This is a genomic window from Paraburkholderia sp. J63, assembly GCF_905220245.1.
Lineage (GTDB): Bacteria > Pseudomonadota > Gammaproteobacteria > Burkholderiales > Burkholderiaceae > Paraburkholderia.
Window position 1 is genome coordinate 98263 of the sequence record NZ_CAJMZF010000001.1, and the last position, 22991, is coordinate 121253.

Consider the following 22991-nt stretch of genomic DNA (forward strand, 5'->3'; position numbering starts at 1 on the left):
TTGCTTTTACTGCTGTCCATTGCCATATCGTCGGTGGCCAAATTGCGGGCGTCCAATGCGAGTCTGCTCGCGATTCATGCGCAAACGCTATCAAACGGCGCGCCGCGCGGGCGGTGTCAGGTGGCGCTCGCGGATGCGATTCAGGCGCTAATCGGACGCGCGATTCAGGCCGCGGCAGCCTTCACGAGCGCGCACAGGTCGGCGGCCACGCTCGACATGGAGACGGTGCGATGGCGCACGACGCCCACCGTGCGGGCGATCGCGGGGCTTGCGAGCGGCACGGCGCGCACGGCGGGCGAGGCCAGTGCGCCCGCCTCGCCCACGGCGCTTTCGGGCAGGATCGCGCAGCCGACGCCCGAAGCGACCAGCGCGGCCACGCAGGAGATGTGCTCGACTTCATAGAACCAGCGCAGCCGCACGGACTCCTGGCTCATCAGCATTTCGAGCAGCAGGCGATTGCCGCTGTCGCGCCCGCCGATCACGAGCTTCGCGTGGCGCAGGTCGCCGAGCGTGAGCGATTCGGCCTGCGCGAGCGGGTCGTCGCGATGCACGGCGAGCACGTAGCGGTCTTCGAACAGCGGCTCGAACACGAGGTCTTCGTCGTCGCCGGGATGCAGGCTCACGCCGAATTCGGCGAGACCGGCGCGCACCTGCGAGAGCACGAAGTCGTGATTGCCGTCGAGGATCTGCACGCCGATATGCGGATACTTGCGCGCGTACTGGCGCAGCACGTCGGGCAGGAGCCGCGCCACCACGGTGGGAATGCTCGAAACGCGCACCTTGCCGTAGCGCTTTTCGGCGATCTCCTGAATCGACGTGAGCATCATGCCGAGCTGCGCGATCTGCTCGCGCGCCATCGGCAGGAACTGGCGGCCCACGCCCGTGAGCGTGACGCTGCGCGTGGTGCGGTGAAAGAGCTCGACGCCGAGCGCCTGCTCGAGCTTCTGGATGCGGCGCGAAAGCCCCGGCTGCGTGAGGTGCAGCTTTTCGGCGGCGCGATGAAACGTGCCGAGCTCCGCCACAGCGACGAAGGCTTCGAGTTCCGAGTTTTCGACTTTCATGACGCTTGGGCATCCCTTTCAGGCACGACGCGGCCGGTCATCGATCGCTCACGATGCCTCGGGGCGCGGCAGGTTCAGGCCCGCAGCGAGTCGCGTGGCCCTGAATTCGGTGACGGCGTAAGTGATGAGGTCCTGCAGGGCGAACGGATCGGTCGCGAGGAGGGTGTCGAGCCGCGCGCGCTCCATGTTCGACGCGAGGATCACGCCGCCGTCGCGCGGCACCTTCGGGCCGGCCGCCACGAAATTGCCGGCGGCGAATTGCGCGTCGAGCCAGTCGCGATGGGCGGGCAGGGCGTCGTCGATGCGTTCGAGCGCGGCGGTATAGGTCAGCGAGACGATGTACATGGAGGCGATATCCCGAGTGGAAACTTGACGGGCATTGTAGCGGGCGGATGAAATCCGAAATATTGCGCTGCTCAACCTCGCCCCTCCTTGGCCCATTGCGCGAGCTCGCGCCGCGTCCTCACCCCGAGCTTCGCGAACGCGCGCTGCACATACGACTTCGCGGTCGTTTGCGACACGCCCAATATCGTCGCGATCTCCGGCCCCGTGTGTCCCCGGATCAAATGACGGCACGTTTCGTATTCGCGCTTCGAAAGCCGGATGCCGTCGCTCACGATGCGCGCGTCGAACAGCACGAGCGGATCGGTATCGACCACCGCGTTGGCGGTCCGCTTGATCGCAGCGGTGGAGGCGTGCAACTCCAGCAACGGAAAAAGCAGGTCGCCGAGGTGCCGCAAATAATTCAGGTCTGCTAGCGAAAACGGCGGAAGACGATCGCGGCGCACGATCGCGAGCGAGCACTGCGTGCGCGGATCGCTCTTCGTCAGCACGCACTCATGGGCGATTTCGCGGCTTTCGAAAATCCGCTCGCGAAACTCGCCCGCGGGCACCTGGCTCATGTCGCGCACCACGAGATGCGTGCCCACCGTGGTGCGGATGCCGGCGAATAGCGGATCGACGGCCTGAAACCGCTCGTAGTAGAGCGTCATCACGTCGTCGACCACGGATTGCGCCTCGTTCACGGCGCCGCTGCCGAGCCACTCGCAGCGATAGCCGAGCGGCGAGCGGCTGTCGAGCCGCGAACGCTCGACGTGCACGAAGTCGAGCGGCACGAGATCGTTCAGGAACAGCGTGAGCCGGTGCACGAAATGCGGCAGGCCCACGGCTTCGACGACCTCGCCCATCGTCCTGATCGACACATTGAGGGTTCGGGCGTTTTGATTGAATGGGTCGACGTTGAGTTGCATGGGGTCACCCCGGTCAGTCCTCTTGTCAGTGGTGCGCGGAACCTTATCAGAAAGCGCGACCGGCCAGAATCCGTGAATTCGCGCGGCCGGAAATTGCGTCTTGCCCTCCTTGAAGTAGGGCATACCTCGGCGAAACGACCCGATACCTTTGTCGCCTGCCTTCGATGAACGGCACCTTGAATATCCACCTCGAATCCCGCCATGAATCTACAGAACGAACACAAGGAGACGCCGGCCGACGTCATTTTCACGAATGCACGGGCCTATACCGTCGATCCGCATTGTCCCTGGGCCAGCGCGGTGGCGGTGCGCGACGGCAGGATCGTCTTTGTCGGCGACACGCTGGGCGTGCAGCGCTTTGCCGGTGCATATACACGCACGATCGATGCGGGCGGCCGGCTGATGCTGCCGGGCTTCGTCGAATCGCACTGGCATTTCTCCACCACGGCATTTGCCGCGCAAGCGTTTATCAACTTCGAAGATCCGCAGCAGGTTCTCGATGCGCTGCGCACCTATGTGGCGGCGCATCCGCACGAGAAAAGCATCATTGGCATGGGCTGGGTGCAGGCGGCCATGCCTGCCGCATTGCTCAATCGCGAGACGCTCGACGCGATCTGCGCCGAGCGCCCCATCTGCCTGCTGTCGACCGATTTTCATACCATGTGGGTGAATTCGAAGGCGCTCGAAGTGGGTGGCATCGACGCGTCCACGCCGGCCGTCGAGGAGGGCGCGAGCTGGTTCGAAAAAGACCCGGTCTCGGGCGAGCCCACCGGGGTGATCGTCGACGGCGCGGCCTACTCGCTGCTCATGCGCCGTCTCTCCGCGGCCGGCTATCTGCCGCCGTGGGGCGAGCTCTATTACGACTCGTTCGTGAAGTGGCAAAAGAAGCTCGTGGCGGCCGGTATCACGACCGTCTTCGACGCGGGCTTCATCGACCCGAGCGGCGATCAGACCTGGCTCTACGAGACGCTGATGCGCATGGAGCGCGATCGCGCGCTCAAGCTGCGCGTCGTGGGTAGCTATGCGGCCATCGAGGCGACGCGCGACCCGGTCGAGACGATTCTCGCGTATCGCTCGCGCTATCAGTCGCCGCTCGTGAAGGCGCGCACGCTCAAGCTGTTTCTCGACGGCACCGAGATGAACCACACCGCGTATCTGCTGGAACCCTATGCGGACCGGCCGCACTACTGCGGCGAGCCGAATACGCCGATCGAGGACTTCAATCGCTTCGTGCTGGAAGCCGACCGCAATGGCGTCGACGTCATGGTGCACTGCGTGGGCGACGCGGCCGTGCGCGGCGCGCTCGACGCGATCGAGCGCGCCAATACGCTCAATCCGCCGCGTGATCGCCGCCACGTCATCACGCACGCGTTTCTCACGCACCCGGCCGACATTCCGCGTTTCCGGCGGCTCGGCGTGCTCGCGAATACGCAACTGCAATGGGGCGTGGTCGACACCTATACGAAGGCAATTCGCGCGTTTTACGGCGAGCAGCGCTGGAGCAGCATGTACAAGTTCCGCACCTTCATCGAGGAGGGCGTGACGGTGTCCATCGGCATGGATGGCCTCGCCTGCCAGTGCCGATGCCAGCACCATCCCGTCGAGCATATCGAGTCGGGCCATACGCGCCAGCTTGCCGGCGAGCCCGATGCCGAGGTGTTCCCGGACATCAACGAGCGCTTGAGCATTCCTCAGCTGATTGCCGCGTACACGATCCACGGCGCGTATCAGCTTGGCATGGAACACGAGATCGGCTCGCTCACCGTGGGCAAGCGCGCGGACCTCGTCGTGCTCGAACGCGATCTGTTCGAGGTGGGCAAGTACGAGATCGGCAAGGTCGAAGTGGGCCTCACGATGATGAACGGCGAGCTCACGCATGCGCAGGGCGATTTCGCGCGCGAGGCGCTGCATGGTTGACGCACCGCGCGCGGATTGAAGGAGATGGCCCGGATGACGAAGTCCGGGCCGGAGACAGGAGGGTGCAATGAATAAAGAAAACAGCACACGACGATCGCAGCCAGTGTTCGTCGCGGCAATGGTGGCGCTCGGCGTGTTCTCGCCGACCGTGTTCATGGGTCTGCCCGCCGTGGTCGGGCAGGTCGCGCGGGATTGGGCCTTCGGCGCGGCGACACTCGGCGTCGCGGTGTTTGCCGAAGTGTTCGGCATGTCGTGCGGCGCGCTGCTCGTGGCGTTCGTGCTGGGACGCCAGCCGGTGCGGCTCGTGCTGCTCGGCGCGGCGGTGCTGGCGGCAGCCGCGAATCTCGCGACGCTCGCCGTGCATGGGTTCGCCGCGTTCGCGCTATTGCGTTGCGCGGCGGGCATCGGGGCGGGCGCGCTGAACGGCATCGCCATGCGCTACCTCTCGTATACGAGGACTCCTGAACGTCACCTCGGCATGCTGGTGATGGGGCAGGTGCTTTGGGGCATGGTGCTGCTCGCGTTCGCGATTCCGTCGCTGGGCGCCGCGTGGGGCGCGCCGGGCGTGTTCACGTTCGTGGCGGCGCTGTCCGTGCCGTTCGCCTGCGCCGCATGGCTGTTCGAGCGCGGCGAGACCTTGTCGACGCCGCAACAGGCGGCAGGCGGACGCGTCGACAAGCGCGGCGCGCTGCTCTCGCTCGTTGCGCTGTTTGCGCTGTACGGCGGCGTTGGCGTGGTGTGGACCTTTCTGGAAAAGATCGGCGCCGACGCCGGCTTGAGCGGCTCATCGATCTCCATCGTGCTCGCGCTCGCCAATCTCGTGAGCCTCGCCGCCTGCGTGCTCATGCCGAAGCTCGGCGTGGGCGGTGGCTTGCGGCGCTGGACCTTGTTCAATCTCGCGGGCTGTGTCCTGGCCGCGGCGTCGCTCGCGCTGCCGCCCTCGCCGCTGTCGTTCGCGCTGGGCTCGGTGGTGTTCATCGTCTGCTGGACCGGGGGCGCGCTGCTGATCTTCGCGACGATACCGCAGTACGATCTCGTCGGCCGTTTCGCGGCGCTGTCGCCGGGCTTTCTCGCGCTCGGCTTTGGCGTGGGCTCCATCGCGGGCGGCGAACTGATGGAGGCATCGGGCACGCGTGCCGCGCTGGAAGCGGCCATCGCGCTCTGCATGCTCGCGCTCGTGTTCTATGCGCGGCTGCGGCCCTTGGGGGATGAGGCTGCGCTCGTTGTGCCCCATTGCGACTGAACGGGGCACGCGCGGCGAGCGGTCAGCCGTTGTGCAGCGAAGCGGTCTCTGCCGGCCGCTCGAATGGCACGGCAAAGGCCGCATCGTCAAAGGCGTCGGCAAACGTCCGGACGCCACGCATCAGCATCGCGGGAGACAGCCACGGGTAAGTCAGCGCGGCCTGCAATGCGCCCAGCTTGACCGACCCCGTGTCCGCGATCGTATCCATGCGTTCGATATGGATATGCAGCGCGACGATCCTGTCCACCTCCCCAGACGTACGGCCGATCCGCCAGCGATATGCGCCCTTGCCGAGCCGAAGCGCCTCGGTCTCCTTCTCCCGCATCGCCACGAGCCAGGGCATGACGCAGACGTCGTGCGCATCGAGCTCGGGTTCGGCGCACACATAATACGTGCGGCATCGATCGAAGCGCTCGCCGAAATCGGACACGAGGGTTTTGGCGATTCCAGCCGCGCCCGTCACGCTGCGCGGAAAATCGATCTCGTCGGTGGCGATCGAAAAAGTCAACGTGGCTTCCGCTGCGAAGCATTCCGGGATCAGTTCCGGCCGGTTCCGGTCCTTCGCACGCAGATAGCATTCCAGCAAAGACTGCACGGATGAAGTGGGCAGGGAGGTCATGTCATGAATCCTGGGCTCGGACGCCCATTGATGTGCACCAGCGTGGTGCGGGAGGGCTTTGCGCTATAATTAGGTCGCAAAGGTAACCACGTTAGCGGTCAGGGAGTGTGAACGGCATGGCCAAGCAGGACCAGTCTGTATTGACGATTACCAACCCTGCCTGTCTGATCGATGGCAGCGACCGGGAGTTCCGGCATCTGATCAACGGGCTGCTGCCGTTCGCGGCGCGGCTGCTGTCGATCCGCGATGGATTCGGCGCGCTGGTCGGTCTCACCGGCATCCAGTATTCCTTGCTCGTCTCGATCTCGCATCTGGCGGACGACGAGATCGTGACAGTCAATCGGCTCGCCGACCATCTGCATCTGAGCGGGGCATTCGTTACGCTCGAAACCGGCAAGCTCAAGAAGCTCGGCCTGATCGACAAGCGCTCGGACCCCGACGACAAGCGCAAGATGCGCCTGACGGTCACGACGGCCGGCTGGAAATTGCTGCGCGAACTCGCGGAGAATCAGCAGAGCATCAACAACGTCCTCTTCGAAGGCGTGACGAAGACGGAATTCAAGGCGCTTTGCTCGGTCGTGGACCGGCTCGTGGGCAACGGCGACCGCGCGACGCTCGACCTCTCGCATATGATCGCGCGTCAGGACATACGCTGAGCGCGGTTCCCCGCAGCAAGCCATAGCGGCGCGCAAGCGCGTTTCGCCGCTATGGCCGGTTCAATGCAGGCTCAATGCGCGGCCCACTGAATGGTGTCGAGATCGACGCCTTCGAGGTGCATGTCCCACAGCGGGCTCAGCGCGCGAAGCTTCACCACGGTTTCGCTAACCTGCCGGATGACTTCGTCCACTTCCGCCTCGGTCGTGAAGCGGCCCAGCGTAAAGCGTATCGAGCTGTGAGCGAGCTCGTCGCTGCGCCCGAGCGCGCGCAGCACGTATGAGGGCTCCAGCGACGCGGAGGTGCACGCCGACCCCGACGATACCGCCACGCCCTTGATCCCCATGATCAGGGATTCGCCTTCCACGAAGTTGAAGCTCACGTTCAGATTGTGAGGAATGCGGAGCGTGAGGTGCCCGTTGACGTAGACTTCGTCCAGTTGCATCAGGCCGGCGAGCAGCCGGTCGCGCAGTGCGCCCACTCTTTCGCTTTCCGTCTCCATTTCTTCCTTCGCCAGCCGGAACGCTTCGCCCATGCCGACGATCTGATGCGTGGGCAGCGTTCCCGAGCGCATGCCGCGCTCGTGGCCGCCGCCATGCATCTGGGCCTCGATGCGCACGCGCGGCTTGCGGCGAACGTAGAGCGCGCCGATGCCCTTCGGGCCATAGAGTTTGTGCGCCGTCACGGTCAGCAGATCGACGCCGAGCGCGTTGACGTCGATGGCGATCTTGCCTGCGGCCTGCACCGCGTCGCAATGGAAGACGATGCCTTTGGCACGGCACAGCGCACCGATTTCGGCAATCGGCTGCACGACGCCGGTTTCGTTGTTCACCATCATGACCGACACGAGGATCGTGTCGTCGCGCAGTGCGGCGCGCAGTGTCCCGAGATCGAGCAGCCCATCCGCAGCCACGTCGAGCCAGGTCACATCAAAGCCCTGCCGCTCCAGTTCGCGGCACGTATCCAGAACCGCCTTGTGCTCGGTCTTTACCGTGACGATATGGCGGCCCTTGCCCTTGTAGAAGTTCGCGGCGCCCTTGATCGCGAGATTGTTGCCCTCCGTAGCGCCTGAGGTCCAGACGATCTCGCGCGAATCGGCATGGAGCAATTCGGCAACGTGGCGGCGCGCCGTCTCCACGGCTTCCTCCGCCGTCCACCCGTAGCTGTGGCTGCGCGAGGCTGGGTTGCCGAAATCCTCGTGAAGGAAGGGCACCATCTTTTCGACCACGCGCCGGTCGACCGGCGTGGTCGCGCTGTAGTCCATATAGATGGGGCGTGCGTCTGTCTTGGATTGCATGAATCGTGCTCCCTGGGCGGTGTCGTGCTCGGCGAGCGCCAGCTCGCGGGACGAAGTGTAGCGCGCACTTTCCCCCGGTTCCCCGAACACCATTCGGCGAGTAGGGTTGTCTTTCAAACAAAGCTTTCTATTAGTGGTAAACCATAGCTTGAACGGCTCTCCGGTTTTGCATTTAATAATAGCTATGTAACAAAGCTAAATTAATTCGCATCGTGGCGCGGGAAACCGTGGGGCGAGGCGGCAGAGCAAGGAGAGCGAAATGGGCAGCACAACAGCACCGCCGGATGGAAGCGTGGAGGTTCAGCGGCAATTCCGGACGGCCTTGTCGATGTTCGCCACGGGCGTGGCGGTCATTACCGCACCGCGTCAGGAAGGGCACCCGATCGGGATCACCGTGGCCTCGTTCAATGCGGTTTCGCTGGAGCCGCCATTGATCCTGTTCTCGGTCGACAGACGCAGCATGAGCCTCGCCGACTTGTGCAGCGCACCCGCCTATGCCGTCAACGTGCTCGAAGAAACGCAGCAGGACATGTCGAACCGTTTCGCAAAGGCCAACGGCGACAAATGGGGCTGGCGAGAAAGCGTGCCGAGCACGCACGATGCCGCCGTTCTCCTGCCCGACGCGCTCGCGACCTTCGAATGCGAGCCCTATGCGCAATACGACGGTGGCGACCACGTGATTTTCGTGGGCCGTGTCACGCGTCACCAGGCGCGCCCGCATGGCCGCCCCCTGATTTTCTTTGGCGGCTGCTACCGCTCCCTCGACGCCGTCCAGACCGCATCGGCGTGACACCGCAGACGAACTCACTTTGGAGAAGATCGTGATCAAGAACGGAACTCAACATATTGCATCGCTGCGCGACGGGCGCGAGGTGTTCCTGAACGGCAAGCCGGTTGGCGACGTGACCTCGCATCCCGCGTTCCGCAACTCCATTCGCAGCTATGCGAATCTCTACGATTTCCAGGCGCGCCCGGAAAACGCCGCGAAGATGACTTTCGCGTCTCCCGACTCCGGCAGGCGCGTGAGCCGGCTCTGGGAATTGCCGACGTCCTATGAGCAACTGGTCGAGCGGCGCGAAGCGCTCGAAGCCTGGACGGAACTGCATTTCGGCTTCATGGGGCGCTCGCCCGACCATGTCGCGTCCTGCATCGCCGGCATGTACATGGGCATCGACGTGTTCGAGCAATACGATCCCGCGCGCGCCGGCGCCCTGCGCGACTACTACAAATATGCACGCGACAATGATCTGTTCCTGACCTACGTGATCGTCAATCCGCAGGCGAACCAGGCGAAGTCGGCGCACGAGCAGGAGGATAAATACCTGGCTGTCGGTATCGTGGATCAGGACGCGGAAGGGATCACCGTGCGCGGCGCGAAGATGCTGGCGACGAGCGGCATCATGGCGAACGAGGTGTTCTGCAGCTGCATCCAGCCGCTGCGCCAGGGTGACGAGATGTATGCGCTCTCGTTCGTGGTGCCGATGAACGCGAAGGGCATGAAGGTGATGTCACGCAAGTCCTACGAGGAGCACGCGTCGTCGGTATTCGACAACCCGCTCTCGAGCCGTTACGACGAAAACGACGCGGTGCTGTACTTCGACGACGTCAAGGTGCCCTGGGAGCGCATTTTCGTTGCCGGCGACGTGTCGATGTGCGCGAAGCAGTTCCATGCCACGCCCGCGCACGTCTATCAAAACTACCAGTGCCAGGTGCGTCTGATGACGAAGCTGCGCTTCCTGGTCGGGCTCGGACTCAAGATTTCCGAAGTGAACGGGACGAACACTTTCCCGCAGGTTCGTGAGGCGCTGGGGCAGCTCTCGGCGGAAGCGTCCATGGTCGAGGCCTACGTCTACGGAATGGAAGCGAAGGGAACCGTGGTCAACGGCTACTACGTGCCCGATCGCAACATGCTCTATAGCTCGCAGGTCTTGACACAGCAACTGTACTCAAAAATTCTCAATACGCTGCGCGAGCTTGCGGGCGGCGGGATGATCATGCTGCCGTCCAGTATTCAGGACTTCGAAAATCCCGATCTGCTGCGAATCATCGAGAAGACCCAGAAGTCGCCCGTATGCAGCTCCGAGGAACGCGTCAAGTTCTTCAAGCTCGCATGGGACGCGGTCGGCTCGGAATTCGCCTCGCGCCACAACCAGTACGAGCTGTTCTACGCCGGTGCGTCGTTCGTGACCAAGGGCCACGCCTATCGCACCTACGACTGGCACCGGGCCACGGGCCTCGTCGACAACCTGCTGTCGAGCTATTCGCTCGACCAGGAGCTCGCGAGGGCGCCGCGTGCAGCCTGAGCGCCGTTCAACGCAATTCACATTTCCCCAAGGAGAGAAACATGGCAATCAATAAACTCCATGACGAGTTTCATGGCCTGGACATGGCAAAGGGCTGGCGGCTGCCCGAAGGCTACGATCCGGAATCGGGTGCGCAGGAACTGATTCTTTCGGGCGAGCTCGACATGGCCAACAAGCGCGGCAGCCGCACGCGTCTGTTGCGCCTGCCCGCGGGGCTCTTTACGAAGAAGCCGTTCGTGCACGATTACTGGGAGGAGGTGTTCCTCGTCGAGGGCGACCTGACCGTCGGCAACGACGAGCACGGCCACGGCGGCAAGCCGTTTGAGGGCTACACCTATGCGGTGCGTCCGCCCGGCGCCTGGCACGGCCCCTTCAAGTCGAACGACGGCTGCGTGCTGCTGGAAATCCACTACTACGACCCGGCCTGATCATGTTGCCTACGCTCGACACATTGCGAGCCCGGCTCGCGGATCGCCGCACCGATGCGGGGGAGCTTCTCGCGTCGTGTCTCGCGCGGATCGAGGACCGCGGCGGCGAGGGGGCGCGTGTTTTTCCGCATGGCGCAAGCCCCGCCGCAAGGGCGCAGGCCGAAGCCAGCGACGCGATGCGCCGGTTCGGCGTCGCGGGTCCGCTCGCGGGGATTCCGGTTTCGGTGAAGGACCTGTTCGACGTTCAGGGAGAAACCACGCGGGCCGGCAGCCGGATTCTATCGGGGGCGCCGGCCAGCCGCGACGCCATTGCGATCGGCCGGCTGCGCGCCGCCGGTGCGGTATGGGTTGGCAGAACGAACATGACCGAGTTCGCCTATTCGGGGCTCGGCATCAATCCGCATTTCGGCACGCCGGCCAATCCGTTCGACCGGGCGGCGGGACGCATTCCGGGCGGCTCGTCTTCCGGGGCCGCCGTTTCGGTGACGGACGGCATGGCCGCCGCGGGGATCGGCTCGGACACCGGCGGGTCGTGCCGGATTCCCGCCGCGTTGTGCGGCCTGGCGGGCTTCAAGCCAACGGCGGCACGTATACCGCTACAGGGCGCGGTGCCGCTATCTACGAGCTACGACTCGGTTGGCTCGATCGCGCCGAGCGTCGCTTGCTGCGCGGCGCTCGATTCGATCATGGCGGGCGAGCCGGAGCTTCAGCGCTGCGAGGAGCGCTCGCTCGCGGGCCTGCGCCTCGCCGTGCCATCGAGCATCGTGATGGACGGTCTCGATGCTCAAGTTGCGGCCGCGTTCGAGCGGGCCATTGCGCGGCTGACGGCAGCGGGCGCCGTCGTCAAGGAAGTGGCGTTCGGGAGCTGGCAAGGTCTTGGATCGCTCGGCGAGCACGGCGGTCTCGTTGCGATGGAGGCGTGGTCGTGGCACGTCGGATTGATCAAGGACCATGCGGCCGGGTATGACCCGCGTGTGCTGGCACGCATTCGCCTGGGCAGCCAGAACAGCACCGCGGAATATCTGCGCATGAGGGCGCTGCGCTCGGAGCTCTGCTTGCGCGCCGACGACGAGCTCCAGCCCTACGACGCCATCGTGTGCCCCACGGTGCCCATCGTCGCGCCGCGCATCGCCGATCTCGAAGAGGAGTCCGCGTACACGTCGACGAACCGCCTTCTGCTGCGCAACCCCGCTATCGCCAACATGCTGGACCTGTGCGCCGTGTCGATCCCTTGTCACGCGCAGGGCGACGCGCCGGTCGGCCTCATGCTGATGGGCCGGCACATGAGCGACCGACGCTTGCTCGCGATCGGCATGGGCGTCGAGCAGGTCGTGAGTCAAACCCATTAGAGGGAGGAGTACAGAATGAAAGTCATCCAGTTCAGGATTGAAGATCGCGCGGCCCAATACACCGAGCGCACGATAGCCGTCAAGACGCTCGTCATCGCCGGATGGACAGGGCGCGATACTGTCGCCATGGAGAAGCACATTCGCGAACTCGAAGCGCTTGGCGTGAAGCGGCCCGCTTATACGCCGGTCTTCTACCGCGTGGCGGCGGATCGCATCGGCACGGCGCCGTCCATTCAGGTGAGCGGCGAGGAAAGCAGCGGCGAGGCGGAGTTCTTGCTGGTGAAGGACGGCGGCGAGACCTTCGTGGGCATTGCCTCCGATCACACCGATCGCCAGGTGGAGACCTACGGGATCACGGTCTCCAAGCAGATGTGCGAAAAGCCCTGCGCGGATACGCTCTGGCGCTTGAGCGACGTGGCCGGCCACTGGGACGCGCTGCTGCTGCGCTCGTACGCGACGATAGACGGCGAGCGCGTGCTCTACCAGGAAGGCAACGTCACGGCGATGCGCAGTCCTGAAGATCTGCTCGCACAGTTCGCAAGCCACGGCGGGCAATTAGGCAATGGCACGGCGATGCTGTGCGGCACGCTGGCGGCGATTGGTGGAATACGCGCGGCGCAGGCGTTTGAAATCGTGCTCGAAGACCCCGTGCTGGGGAGAACGCTGCGGCATGCGTATTCGGTCGAGACGCTGCCGGTAGTCGGCTGAAGAACGGCGCGGCGGCGGCGTTTTAAAAGCTCCGCCGCGCTTTCCCCCCTCACTCCTCGTCTTCAGTCTGCTGCGCGGTGCCCGAAAGCACGCGGGTGCGAATCACCTTGACGCGTTGCTGCATGATCTCGCGCGCCTTTTCGCCGTCGCGCGCCTCGACCGCGTTCAGCACCTGCTTGTGCGAGCGGATCACGCGTGTGGCGATGGTGTTGGTCGTGTTCGGCGCGAGCAGCGGCTGCAGCACGAAACGCAGCGCGCGGAACTGCGCGAGCAGCACGCGGTTGTGCGAGGCCTCGACAATGGCCTCGTGAAAGCGCAGCGAGGCATTCGTGAAACCCTGCGGGTCGTCGCGCAGCTTGTCGAGCTCGGCCAGGATGCCGCGCAGCTTGGCGAAATCTTCATCGGTGGCGTTTTGCGCCGCCAGCTCGGCGGACGTCACCTCGATGGCCATTTGCGCATCGAAGATCTCTTCCCCGCTCACGCCGATCAGATGGAGCTGGATCGCGAGGGCATCGGCAAAGCGCTCGGGATTGCCCTGCGCGATCCACGCGCCGCCCTTCGCACCCATGCGGATCTGCACGATGCCCACCGCTTCGAGCGTGCGCAGCGCGTCGCGCGCGGCCATGCGGCTCACATTGAATTGCGTGGACAGCGACGTCTCGCTACCGAGAAAATCGCCGGCCTTGAGCTGGCCGGAAAACACGGCCGCCCGCACCTGCGAGACGATGCGCCATGACAAGGTTTCCGTCTGCACCGGCTCCCACAGCGGCGCCCCCTCGACGTTGCCTTTTTTCAATTCGAATCTCCACGGCCTCTACGTTATGACGATGACCGGACGCCGCCAGCGCCGATGAGCGCGCACGGGGCCGGAATAGCAAGCGCGATGTTAGCACAAGCTTTAAACGATCATACGTTTATACAGTTTGCATTGCCGATGCCGTGGCCGCCGGCGAGCGGCGCGTGGCGGCGGGTCATAAATCGAGCACGAGGCAGGCGCTTTTGCTGCCCGAGCAGCAGACCATCATCGAGCGGTTGGCCTCGCGTTCGGCTTTCGTGAGCACCATGTCGCGATGTTCGGGCACGCCCTCCAGGACGCGCGTTTCGCACGCGCCGCAGACGCCTTGCGAGCACGAGTAGGTCACGTCCACGCCCGCTGCGAGCAGCGCATCCAGAATGGTCTTGCCCGCCTCCACGGCGATGGTGCGATCGGTGCGCGCGAGGCGCACCGTGAAGCCGCCGCTCGCGGCCGGCGTTTCTTTCGCCGCGAAGTATTCGACGTGAAAGCGCTCGGGATTGTCGAGCGGCGCGGCGGCGGCTTCGAACGCGTCCAGCATGACGCCGGGCCCGCAGCAATAGAAGTGCGTGGCGGCGTCGTGCCGGCGCAGCAGCGCCGCCAGGTCGAGGCGCTCGCCGCCGGGCACGCCGTCGTGATGAAACTGCACGCGCGCGCCGTATTCGCACAACGTGCCCGCAAACGCCGTGACGTCGGGCGCGCGCGTGCAGTAGTGCAGTTCCCACGAACGCCCGAGCGCCTCGAGCCGCCGGATCATGCTCATGATCGGCGTGATGCCGATCCCGCCCGCGATGAAGATGGTATGCGGCGCCGCCTCGAAGAGCGGGAAGTTGTTCTGCGGCGCGCCGATCGTCAGCGTCATGCCCACCCGCAGCGCGTCGTGCACGCAACTCGATCCGCCGCGGCTGGCGGGGTCGCGATTCACGCCCACGACATAGCGCTGCGTCTCGCTCGCGTCGTTGCAGAGCGAGTAGCTGCGCACGAGCCCGTTGGGCAGATGCAGGTCGATGTGCGAGCCCGCCGTGAAGGGCGGCAGCGCCGCGCCATCGACCGCCTCGAATTCGTACGTATTGGTGGCCGCCGCCTCGTGACGGATGGTCCGAAGCCGTACCGCTAGCGTTTGCCTGACCTGCTTCATCGTGCTGTTCCCTGGAATGTCCGCCGTCGCCGACGCGAGTTCTTGTTGCGTTTCGGTATAACTATAATATATATTAACTAAAACGACATCGGCAAGCACGCGGGGGATCGTTCCAGCGAGAAAGATCCTTCTCTAATGTTCAATATGTATTATCATTAGGTCGATCAGAAAGGCAGGAGCCAGGCCTTCGACATACGCCCTCGGCCGCGCCCGAAACAATGGAGACTTGAAATCATGCTGTCCCAAGAGAAGAACGAGCTGTTGACGAAGGTCGGTCCCGGCGAGCCCATGGGCGAACTGCTGCGCCGCTACTGGATGCCGATCGCCGGGGTGAGCGAGTTCGACGAAGTCGCCGTGAAGCCGGTGCGTCTGCTCGGCGAAGACCTCGTGCTGTACAAGGACCTGAGCGGCAACTACGGTCTCGTCGACCGCCAGTGCCCGCACCGGCGCGCGGATCTCGCCTATGGCTTCGTCGAAAAATGCGGCCTGCGCTGCAACTATCACGGCTGGCTCTACGACCAGGCGGGCAAATGCACCGAGCAACCGTATGAAGACGTCGCCAATCCGCAGGTGAAGCTCAAGGAGCGCGTGAAGCTCAAGGCGTATCCGGTGGCCGAGAAGGCCGGCATCCTGTGGGCCTATCTCGGGCCGCAGCCCGCGCCGCTCGTGCCGAACTGGGAGCCGTTCTCGTGGAAGAACGGCTTCGTCCAGATCGTGATTTCCGAGGTGCCGTGCAACTGGCTGCAATGCCAGGAGAATTCGATCGATCCCATTCACTTCGAATGGATGCACAACAACTGGACCACGCGTCTGAACGGCGAGACGGGACCGTATTCGGCGGCGCACCGGCAGCTCGATTTCGAGGAATTCGATTACGGGTTCGTCTACAAGCGCCTGCGCGGCGACGCCGACGAGAACGACCCGCTGTGGTCGGTGGGCCGCGTCTGCCTGTGGCCGAACGCGTTCTTTCTGGGCGAGCATTTCGAATGGCGCGTGCCCGTCGACGACTTCCGCACGCTGAGCGTGACGTGGGCGTTCACGCGTGTGCCTAGGGAAAGCGAGCCTTATGTGCAGAAGCACATTCCGACCTGGCACGGCCCCGTCACCGATCCGCAGACGGGCCGCTGGATCACGAGCCATGTGATGAACCAGGATTTCGTGGCGTGGGCGGGGCAGGGCGTGATCGCCGACCGCACCAAGGAGAATCTGGGCGCGAGCGACCGCGGCATCGTCATGCTGCGGCGCCGCTTCTTCGAGGAGCTCGACGTGATCGCGAGCGGCGGCGATCCCAAGGGTACGATCCGCGATCCGCATGTCAACGAGTGCGTAGAGCTGCCGATCGCGGCGCGCGCGACCTTTGTCGAGGGCATGACGCGCGCCGAATTCGCGCGTCACCCGCTATGGCGCCACCATCTCCAGGACTTCCGCTTCCAGGCCGGCCAGCCCGAGAGCGTGCGCCGCGCTTTCCTCGAAGCGATGGGCATTGGAGAATGAGGCCTGCGGCGCGGCACGAATGACCGCGCCGGCTAGATCAGAACGATTGGAGACGCAGATGCAACCGAGAAGCTACGATTTCCCGACGGGCCTGTTCATCAACGGCGAATGGCGCAACGGCGGGCGCGAGACCCAGCCGGTGGTCGATCCGGCGACCGAGCAGGTGATTGGCCACGTGCCGCTCGCCACCGAGGCCGATCTCGACGACGCGCTCGCCGCCGCCGCGGCAGGCTTCGTTACCTGGTCGGGCATGAGCGCGGCCGCGCGCGCCGCCATCATCGAAAAAGCCGCGGCGCTGATGCACGAGCGCGCCGGGCAGATCGGCACGCTCATGAGCTTCGAGCACGGCAAGCTGCTGGCCGACGGCTTGCAGGAGGCGCATAGCTCCGCCGACATCGTGAAGTGGTTCGCCGAGGAAGGGCGCCGCGCCTATGGCCGCATCGTGCCGGGGCCGCTGCCCAATTCGCGCCAGCTCGTCATGAAAGTGCCGGTCGGTCCCGTTGCCGCGTTCACGCCCTGGAACTTCCCGGTGCGTATTCCGGCGCGCACGGTGGCGGCGGCGCTCGCGGCGGGTTGCTCGGTAGTCCTGAAGGCAGCCGAGGAAACCCCGGCCTGCACGGCGGCCATGGTGCGCTGCTTTCAGGACGCGGGCTTGCCGCCGGGCGTGCTCAATCTCGTCTTCGGCGCGCCCGCGCAGGTCTCGGAGCATCTGATCGCCTCGAACGTCATCAAGGCCGTGGCCTTCACAGGGTCGATTCCCGTGGGCAAGCAACTCGCGGGTCTCGCGGCGGCCAACGGGCTCAAGAAGCTCGTGATGGAGCTCGGTGGCCACGCGCCCGTGATCGTTTGCGACGACGTGGATGTCGAGCGCGTCGCCACGATGCTTGCGAAGGCCAAGTTCCGCCAGGCCGGCCAGGCCTGCATCTCGCCCACGCGCTTCTATGTTCAGGAGGCCGTGTACGAAGCCTTTGTCGAGCGCTTCGTGCAGGTGGCCTCGGGCCTGCGCCTCGGCTCCGCCTTCGAGGCCGACGTGGATGCGAGCCCGATGGCCAATGCGCGCCGGCTCGCCGCCGCCGATGCCTTCGTCAAGGACGCGCTCGAGCATGGCGCGCGGCTCGCGCTCGGCGGCCACCGGCTCGAGCGGCCGGGGTACTTCTACGCGCCCACGGTGCTCGTGGACGTGCCGGAAACGGCGCGCATCATGAACGAGGAGCCGTTCGGGCCGGTCGTGCCGTTCAGCGCGTTCAAGACCGTCGAGGAAGTGCTCGCGCGCGCCAACCGCCTGAACTACGGCCTCGCGGCCTACGCGTTCACGGGCTCCGACCGGGGCGCGCTGGCGCTCTCGAACGGGCTGGAGGCCGGCATGATCGGCATTAACAGCATGCTGGTCTCGGGACCGGAAGTGCCGTTCGGCGGCGTGAAGGAAAGCGGCATCGGCTCGGAGAACGGCGTGGAAGGGCTGCAGGCCTATCTCGTCACGAAGTTCGTGCAGCAGGCCGTGTCCTGATCGGGCGATGAGACGGCGGCGGGACGGCGCCTGAGCGCGCCGTCCCGCTGCATCGGGCGGCACGCGAACCATGCAAATTATTTCGGATACCTGATGAACAACGACAAGGCATCTGGCGAACACGCCCGGCTCGCGCCGGCGCTCTGGGAGTCCGTGCAGACGGAAAAACTCTCGTGGCGCATTGCGGCGCAGGTGCGTGCGGCGCTGTTCTCGAATCAGGTGCGGGCCGGCGATTTTCTCGGCAGCGAGGCGTCGCTCGCCCAGCAGTTCCAGGTGAGCCGCACGGCGGCGCGCGACGCGTTGCGCACGCTCGAAGCGGTCGGCATCGTCGAGATCCGCATGGGCGCGAAGGGCGGCGCGTGGATCGCCAGCGCGAATCCGGAGCGCTTCGCCGATGCGCTCTCGATCCAGTTGAGCCTGATCGGCGCGAGCGCGCTGGAAGTGTTCGACGCGCAGATGGCGATCGAAGTGCTCGCCGTGGAAAAAGCGGCCCAGCGCCTGCTGCCCGAGCATCGCGCCGCGCTCACCGCCGCGTTGCAAGTCGTGAAGGACGCGCGCGGCGCGCTCACGGGCTTCACGGATGCTTCGCTGCATTTTCACGAGGCGCTCGTGGAGGCCTCGGGCAATCGCGTGCTGCTCGCGCAATTCAAGGCGTTGCGCTTCGTGCTCACGCCGCTGCTCGCGATCTATACGAGCGCCGATACGGCCGCGCGCGTGGTCGCTTCGCACACGCGGCTCTTCGACGCCATCTGTCGCGGCGACGCCGCGCTGGCGCGCCGCCTGATGCAGGAGCGCATCCGCATCGTGCGCGCGAGCTTCATTCCGGCCTGGCTCGCGGAGCCGGCCTTGCACCGCTCTCGCGCCGACGTCACGCGCCCCGAAGGCAGTCCCCTTGGGGGACGGCGGCGGTCCGAATTTACTCACACTACGGAGACACCATGATCATCGACGCCCACGCGCACGTTACCGCGCCCGATTCCCTCTACGTCTGGAAGGCCGGGCTCGTTTCCCATCGCGGCGCGCACGGCCGCGGCGGCGCCCAGGTCAGCGACGACGAAATGCTCGCCGTGCTCAACGCGCCCACGTTCGGCACGCTCTCGCACGTCGAGCAGTTGCGCGAGATCGGCACCGACCTGCAGCTCATTTCGCCGCGTCCGTACCAGATGATGCATAGCGAGCGGCCCGCGAAGATCGTGCACTGGTTCACCGAGGAAACCAACGACATGATCGCGCAGCAGGCGCGTCTGATGCCGCAGACGTTCCGTGGCATCGGAGGCCTGCCGCAGGCGTGGGGCGAGCCGCTCACGCGCTGCCTGCCCGAGCTCGAACGCTGCGTGAAGGAGCTGGGCATGGTCGGCATGCTGCTCAACAGCGACCCGAGCGAAGGGCTCGCGACCAACGAGGTGCCCGATCTCGGCAGCGAATACTGGTATCCGCTCTACGAAAAACTCGTGGAGCTCGACATACCCGCCTACCTGCATTCGGCGGGCTGCCGCTCGGAGCGCCACAACTACTCGCTGCACTTCATCAATGAGGAAACCATTGCGGTGATGGCGCTCGCGCGCTCGCGCGTGTTCAAGGATTTCCCCACGCTGAAGATCGTCGTTTCGCACGGCGGCGGCGCGGTGCCCTACCAGTTCGGCCGCTTCCAGGCGCCCTCGCTGCGCCCGGGGCGCGCGAGCGAGCCGTTCCTCGACAGCTTGCGCCGCCTTTACTACGACACCGTGCTCTATTCGGAAGAGGCGCTGCGCCTGCTCATCAAGACCGTGGGCGCCGACCGCTGCATCTTCGGCGCCGAGCGTCCCGGCGTGGGCACCGTGCAGGACCCGCAGACGGGCCGCTGGCTCGACGACACGCGTCCGCTGATCGAAGGCTTCGAATGGCTGACCGAGTCCGAGAAGCGGCAGATCTTCGAGGGCAACGCGCGCAAGGTGTTCCGGCTCGGCGAGCCGGCGGCCAGCCGCTGAAACGCCATGAACGTTCACTACGGATCTCTTCACGAGGGGCACGCATGGCAACGCTGATCGGCGCGATCGCGACTTCACATGGCCCGCTGCTTTCGATGCCGCCCGCGCTCTGGCATCTGCGGGCCGGGGCCGACCGCAAGAATCCCGCGCACTGGTATCGCGGCCGCGCCTACGATTACGGCCAGTTGCTCGATGCGCGCGCGCCGGGCTTCGCGGCGGACGTTGAACCCGAGGCGCAGCAGGCGCAGTACGCGGCTTGCCAGCGGGCGCTGGATGCGCTGGCGGAGCGCTTCGCGGCGCTGCGGCCCGATCTGGTGGTGGTGCTCGGCAACGACCAGCGCGAGGTCTTCAAGGAGGACCTCACGCCCGCCATCACCCTTTTCACGGGCGCGCAGATCGAGAACGTGCCGCTGGGCGAGGCGCAGCGGCAACGCCTGCCGCCGGGCGTGGCTGAGGCCGAGGACGGGCATTGCCCGCCCGAGGGCGCGACCTACGCCGGCGCGCCGGAGGCCGCGCTCCAGCTCGTGCAAACGCTCGTGGACGAGAGCTTCGACGTTGCCGTCTCCGCGCGACTGCCCGGCGGCGACGATCGTCAGCACGGCATCCCGCACGCGTTCGGCTTCGTCTACCGCCGCGTGATGCGCGACGCGCCGCCGCCGTCGATTCCCGTGTTCCTCAACGTGGGCGTGGCGCCCAACCAGCCCCGCGTCGCCCGCTGCCTCGCATTCGGGCGCGCGCTCGCCACGGCGATCCGCGCGTTGCCCGAGGGCTTGCGCGTGGCCGTGGTCGCATCGGGCGGCATGAGCCACTTCGTGGTGGACGAGCCGTTCGACCGCCAGGTGTTGCAGGCGCTGGCCATGGGCGACGAAACCACGCTGCGCGAGATCCCCGAGTCCTGGTTCAACGGCAATACAGCCGAGATCAAGAGCTGGCTGCCGCTCGCGGGTCTCGCGCAGGAAGCGGGCCTTGAGATGACGCTCGTTGACTACGTGGCCTGCTACCGCTCGGAGGCGGGGACCGGATCGGGCATGGCATTCGCGAGCTGGGAAGCGCCGCGCAAGCGCTAACGCCGGGCCCACGCGACGGAAAACATGAGGAGAACATGACAATGCAGGAAAGTAAGGATTACGTAGTACGTCTCGCGCGCCTCGATTGCTGCGCGGTATCGGACGCGCTCGACAAGCTCGGACTCGCGGGCACGGTCACGGGCCTCGCGCAACGCGCCACGACGCGGCGCATCGCGGGCCGCGCGGTGACCGTGAAGCTCGTGGCCGCGCACGAGGTGTCGACGGCACAGGCCGCGCAGCATGGCGCGCCGCGCCACCTCGGCACGACCGCGGTGGAGCTGGCCGGTCCCGGCGACGTGATCGTGGTCGAGCAGCGCAGCGGTATCGACGCGGGCAGCTGGGGCGGCATTCTCTCGCTGGGCGCCGCGGTGCGCGGCATCGAAGGCGTGATCGCCGAAGGCCCGGTGCGCGATATCGACGAAGCGCGCCAGTTCGACTTCCCGGTGTTCGCGCGTGCGCTCACGGCGTTCACGGCGCGTCAGCGCGTGGCCGAAGCGGGCACCAACGTGCCGGTCACGGTGGGCGACGTGAGCGTGCAACCCGGCGACTACGTGATCGCCGATAACAGCGCGGTGGTGTTCATCGCGGCACGCGAGATCGAACGCGTGCTGGCGGCCGCCGAGCAGATTGCCGCGCGCGAGGCCGCGATGGCCAGGCGCCTGCTGGGCGGCCTGCCGATCACCGAGGTGATGGGCGCCGACTACGAAAACATGCTGCAGCGATGAGGGCTGAAATGAACGACATCAACGAGATTCACGACCAGAGCGACAAAAATCGCGCGCGCGCGAGCCGCCTCGACACCGCCACCTTGAGCGACGCGCTCGACCGGCTCGGCATCGTCGGGCAGTGCGCGGGCATCAAGCCGCGCGACCCCGGCTTCCGGCTCTGCGGCCGCGCCTGGACCATTCTCTACGGGCCGCCGACCACGCCGCCCGGCACCGTGGGCGACTATATCGACGACGTGCCCGAAGGCAGCGTGCTGGTGCTCGACAACGCGGGCCGCGAGGACTGCACGGTCTGGGGCGACATCCTCACCGAGATCGCGCATCGCCGCAAGATCGCGGGCACTGTCATCGACGGCATTTGCCGCGACGTGAGCCTGTGTCTCTCGCTCGGCTATCCGGTCTTCAGCAAGAACCACTGGATGCGCACGGGCAAGGACCGCGTGCAGGTCGAGAGCATGCAGGTGCCGGTCAATATCGGCCAGGCGCGCGTGCTGCCCGGCGATCTGCTCGTGGGCGACGCCGACGGCGTGATCGTGATTCCGCGCGCGCACGAAGAGCGCGTGCTCGCGGCCGCCGAGGAAATCGAGGCCGCGGAGAACGCGATTCGCGCGGCCGCGCGCGCGGGCATGCGGCTTGACGAGGCGCGCGAGGCGCATCGCTATCACGCGCTGCAGACCAAAGTGGGGGCCTGATGCGTAGCACCCGGCAGAGCACCCCCTCGCCAGGCAATTGCCCGACTATCCAGCAGGAGAGAGCATGACTTACCCTTTCATCGATTCGGCCTACGTGAGCACGTCGATCGAGCGGCCCGACGCGGCGCTGGTCCATGCGGCCCGCGCGTTTCCGGCCGCCACGCTGCTCGAAGCAAACGGCAAGCGCGGCGCGCTGCCTTCGCAGATCAAGCCGGTGAACCCGAAGTTCCGCGTGTGCGGGCCGGCGCTCACCGTGCATTCGCCGCCCGGCGACAACCTCTGGTTGCACCGCGCCCTCGTGCTCGCCCAGCCCGGCGACGTGCTCGTGGTCTACACGAGCGATTTCCACGAGGCCGGCTACTGGGGCGAGGTCATGTCCACGGCGGCGCGCCGGCGCAATATCGCGGGCCTCGTGATCGACGGCTGCGTGCGCGACGCGGATCTGCTCACCGAGATCGGCTTTCCGGTGTTCGCGCGCGGCCTGTGCATACGCGGCACCACGAAGGACTTCGCGGCGCGCGGCTGGATCAATCACCCGCTGCGGATCGGCGAGGTTCCCGTGCGGCCCGGCGATCTGGTGGCGGGCGACGCCGATGGCGTCGTCGTGATCGCGCAGGAGTCGCTGGGCGCGACGCTCGATTCGGCGCGCGAGCGCGAGGCGCACGAAGCGGCCATCATCGAGCGCATTTCGCAGGGCGAGGCCACGCTCGACATTTACGGCTGGAACCGCTAGGGCGCGCTTGCCGCGCAAGACGGAACAGAGCCATTAGAGGCATTAG

The 22991-nt window shown here is 65.9% G+C and carries 23 protein-coding genes; 16 read left to right on the plus strand and 7 right to left on the minus strand.

The genetic code is table 11. From position 1 onward, the window contains the following. Positions 1-164: 164 nt before the first annotated feature. The 3 genes from U5775_RS00440 to U5775_RS00450 form a co-directional block, all read right to left on the minus strand. Positions 165-1061 (minus strand): LysR family transcriptional regulator, encoded by an 897-nt coding sequence (locus U5775_RS00440; RefSeq protein ID WP_322056146.1) that lies wholly within the window; start codon positions 1059-1061, stop codon positions 165-167. Positions 1062-1109: 48 nt separating this feature from the next. Then, positions 1110-1406, minus strand: a complete 297-nt coding sequence (locus U5775_RS00445; protein ID WP_322056147.1) for a YciI family protein — start codon at positions 1404-1406, stop codon at positions 1110-1112. A gap of 71 nt (positions 1407-1477) precedes the next feature. Continuing rightward, positions 1478-2311, minus strand: coding sequence for a helix-turn-helix transcriptional regulator (locus tag U5775_RS00450; protein WP_322056148.1), 834 nt, complete (start codon positions 2309-2311; stop codon positions 1478-1480). Positions 2312-2512: 201 nt separating this feature from the next. Here U5775_RS00450 and U5775_RS00455 point away from each other — a divergent pair, with 201 nt between their 5' ends. Then, positions 2513-4228 carry an amidohydrolase gene (locus tag U5775_RS00455; RefSeq protein WP_322056149.1) on the plus strand — a complete coding sequence of 572 codons (1716 nt, stop codon included), beginning with the start codon at positions 2513-2515 and terminating at the stop codon, positions 4226-4228. 67 nt (positions 4229-4295) lie between these two features. Further along, positions 4296-5471 (plus strand): MFS transporter, encoded by a 1176-nt coding sequence (locus U5775_RS00460; RefSeq protein ID WP_322056150.1) that lies wholly within the window; start codon positions 4296-4298, stop codon positions 5469-5471. 22 nt (positions 5472-5493) lie between these two features. Here the strand turns inward: U5775_RS00460 and U5775_RS00465 are convergent, their stop codons facing one another. Further along, positions 5494-6090, minus strand: a complete 597-nt coding sequence (locus U5775_RS00465) for a hypothetical protein (protein ID WP_322056151.1) — start codon at positions 6088-6090, stop codon at positions 5494-5496. A gap of 116 nt (positions 6091-6206) precedes the next feature. Between U5775_RS00465 and U5775_RS00470 the strand changes: the two genes are divergently transcribed. Beyond that, entirely contained in the window at positions 6207-6746 is a 540-nt protein-coding gene (locus U5775_RS00470) for a MarR family winged helix-turn-helix transcriptional regulator (RefSeq protein ID WP_322056152.1), read from the plus strand. A gap of 71 nt (positions 6747-6817) precedes the next feature. Here U5775_RS00470 and U5775_RS00475 read toward each other — a convergent pair whose 3' ends face one another. Next, the gene (locus U5775_RS00475; RefSeq protein WP_322056153.1) at positions 6818-8041 is read right to left on the minus strand and encodes an IscS subfamily cysteine desulfurase; all 1224 of its coding nucleotides are present in this window, start codon (positions 8039-8041) and stop codon (positions 6818-6820) included. 259 nt (positions 8042-8300) lie between these two features. On the opposite strand from U5775_RS00475, the gene U5775_RS00480 reads away from it, so the two are divergent. The 5 genes from U5775_RS00480 to U5775_RS00500 are packed head-to-tail and all read left to right on the plus strand — an operon-like array spanning position 8301 to position 12829. Next, a complete protein-coding gene (locus tag U5775_RS00480; RefSeq protein ID WP_322056154.1) occupies positions 8301-8831 on the plus strand; it encodes a flavin reductase family protein in 531 nt (176 codons plus the stop codon). Between the two features lie 31 nt (positions 8832-8862). Beyond that, entirely contained in the window at positions 8863-10344 is a 1482-nt protein-coding gene (locus U5775_RS00485; protein WP_322056155.1) for a 4-hydroxyphenylacetate 3-hydroxylase family protein, read from the plus strand. Positions 10345-10385: 41 nt separating this feature from the next. Further along, entirely contained in the window at positions 10386-10772 is a 387-nt protein-coding gene (locus U5775_RS00490; RefSeq protein ID WP_322056156.1) for a cupin, read from the plus strand. Between the two features lie 2 nt (positions 10773-10774). Beyond that, the gene (locus tag U5775_RS00495; RefSeq protein ID WP_322056157.1) at positions 10775-12121 is read left to right on the plus strand and encodes an amidase; all 1347 of its coding nucleotides are present in this window, start codon (positions 10775-10777) and stop codon (positions 12119-12121) included. Positions 12122-12136: 15 nt separating this feature from the next. Beyond that, complete coding sequence (locus U5775_RS00500) at positions 12137-12829, plus strand: DUF2848 domain-containing protein (RefSeq protein ID WP_322056158.1); 693 nt, start codon at positions 12137-12139, stop codon at positions 12827-12829. Between the two features lie 49 nt (positions 12830-12878). On the opposite strand, the gene U5775_RS00505 is transcribed toward U5775_RS00500, so the two are convergent. Both U5775_RS00505 and U5775_RS00510 read right to left on the minus strand, forming a co-directional pair. Further along, the gene (locus U5775_RS00505; RefSeq protein ID WP_322056159.1) at positions 12879-13625 is read right to left on the minus strand and encodes a FadR/GntR family transcriptional regulator; all 747 of its coding nucleotides are present in this window, start codon (positions 13623-13625) and stop codon (positions 12879-12881) included. Between the two features lie 175 nt (positions 13626-13800). Then, the gene (locus U5775_RS00510; protein WP_322056160.1) at positions 13801-14760 is read right to left on the minus strand and encodes a PDR/VanB family oxidoreductase; all 960 of its coding nucleotides are present in this window, start codon (positions 14758-14760) and stop codon (positions 13801-13803) included. Positions 14761-14994: 234 nt separating this feature from the next. Between U5775_RS00510 and U5775_RS00515 the strand changes: the two genes are divergently transcribed. The 8 genes from U5775_RS00515 (at position 14995) to U5775_RS00550 (ending at position 22945) form a co-directional block, all read left to right on the plus strand. Continuing rightward, the gene (locus tag U5775_RS00515; RefSeq protein ID WP_322056161.1) at positions 14995-16254 is read left to right on the plus strand and encodes an aromatic ring-hydroxylating dioxygenase subunit alpha; all 1260 of its coding nucleotides are present in this window, start codon (positions 14995-14997) and stop codon (positions 16252-16254) included. 58 nt (positions 16255-16312) lie between these two features. Then, complete coding sequence (locus tag U5775_RS00520) at positions 16313-17761, plus strand: NAD-dependent succinate-semialdehyde dehydrogenase (RefSeq protein WP_322056162.1); 1449 nt, start codon at positions 16313-16315, stop codon at positions 17759-17761. 93 nt (positions 17762-17854) lie between these two features. Continuing rightward, positions 17855-18703 carry a FadR/GntR family transcriptional regulator gene (locus U5775_RS00525; RefSeq protein ID WP_322056163.1) on the plus strand — a complete coding sequence of 283 codons (849 nt, stop codon included), beginning with the start codon at positions 17855-17857 and terminating at the stop codon, positions 18701-18703. Then, positions 18700-19728, plus strand: a complete 1029-nt coding sequence (locus U5775_RS00530; protein ID WP_322056164.1) for an amidohydrolase family protein — start codon at positions 18700-18702, stop codon at positions 19726-19728. The genes U5775_RS00525 and U5775_RS00530 overlap by 4 nt, the downstream gene beginning before the upstream one ends. Before the next feature lie 44 nt (positions 19729-19772). Further along, the gene (locus tag U5775_RS00535) at positions 19773-20795 is read left to right on the plus strand and encodes a protocatechuate 3,4-dioxygenase (protein ID WP_322056165.1); all 1023 of its coding nucleotides are present in this window, start codon (positions 19773-19775) and stop codon (positions 20793-20795) included. 41 nt (positions 20796-20836) lie between these two features. Further along, complete coding sequence (locus tag U5775_RS00540) at positions 20837-21520, plus strand: RraA family protein (protein WP_322056166.1); 684 nt, start codon at positions 20837-20839, stop codon at positions 21518-21520. Positions 21521-21528: 8 nt separating this feature from the next. After that, positions 21529-22212 (plus strand): RraA family protein, encoded by a 684-nt coding sequence (locus U5775_RS00545; RefSeq protein ID WP_322056167.1) that lies wholly within the window; start codon positions 21529-21531, stop codon positions 22210-22212. Between the two features lie 64 nt (positions 22213-22276). Next, positions 22277-22945 carry a 4-carboxy-4-hydroxy-2-oxoadipate aldolase/oxaloacetate decarboxylase gene (locus U5775_RS00550; RefSeq protein ID WP_322056168.1) on the plus strand — a complete coding sequence of 223 codons (669 nt, stop codon included), beginning with the start codon at positions 22277-22279 and terminating at the stop codon, positions 22943-22945. The last annotated feature ends 46 nt before the right edge of the window (positions 22946-22991 follow it).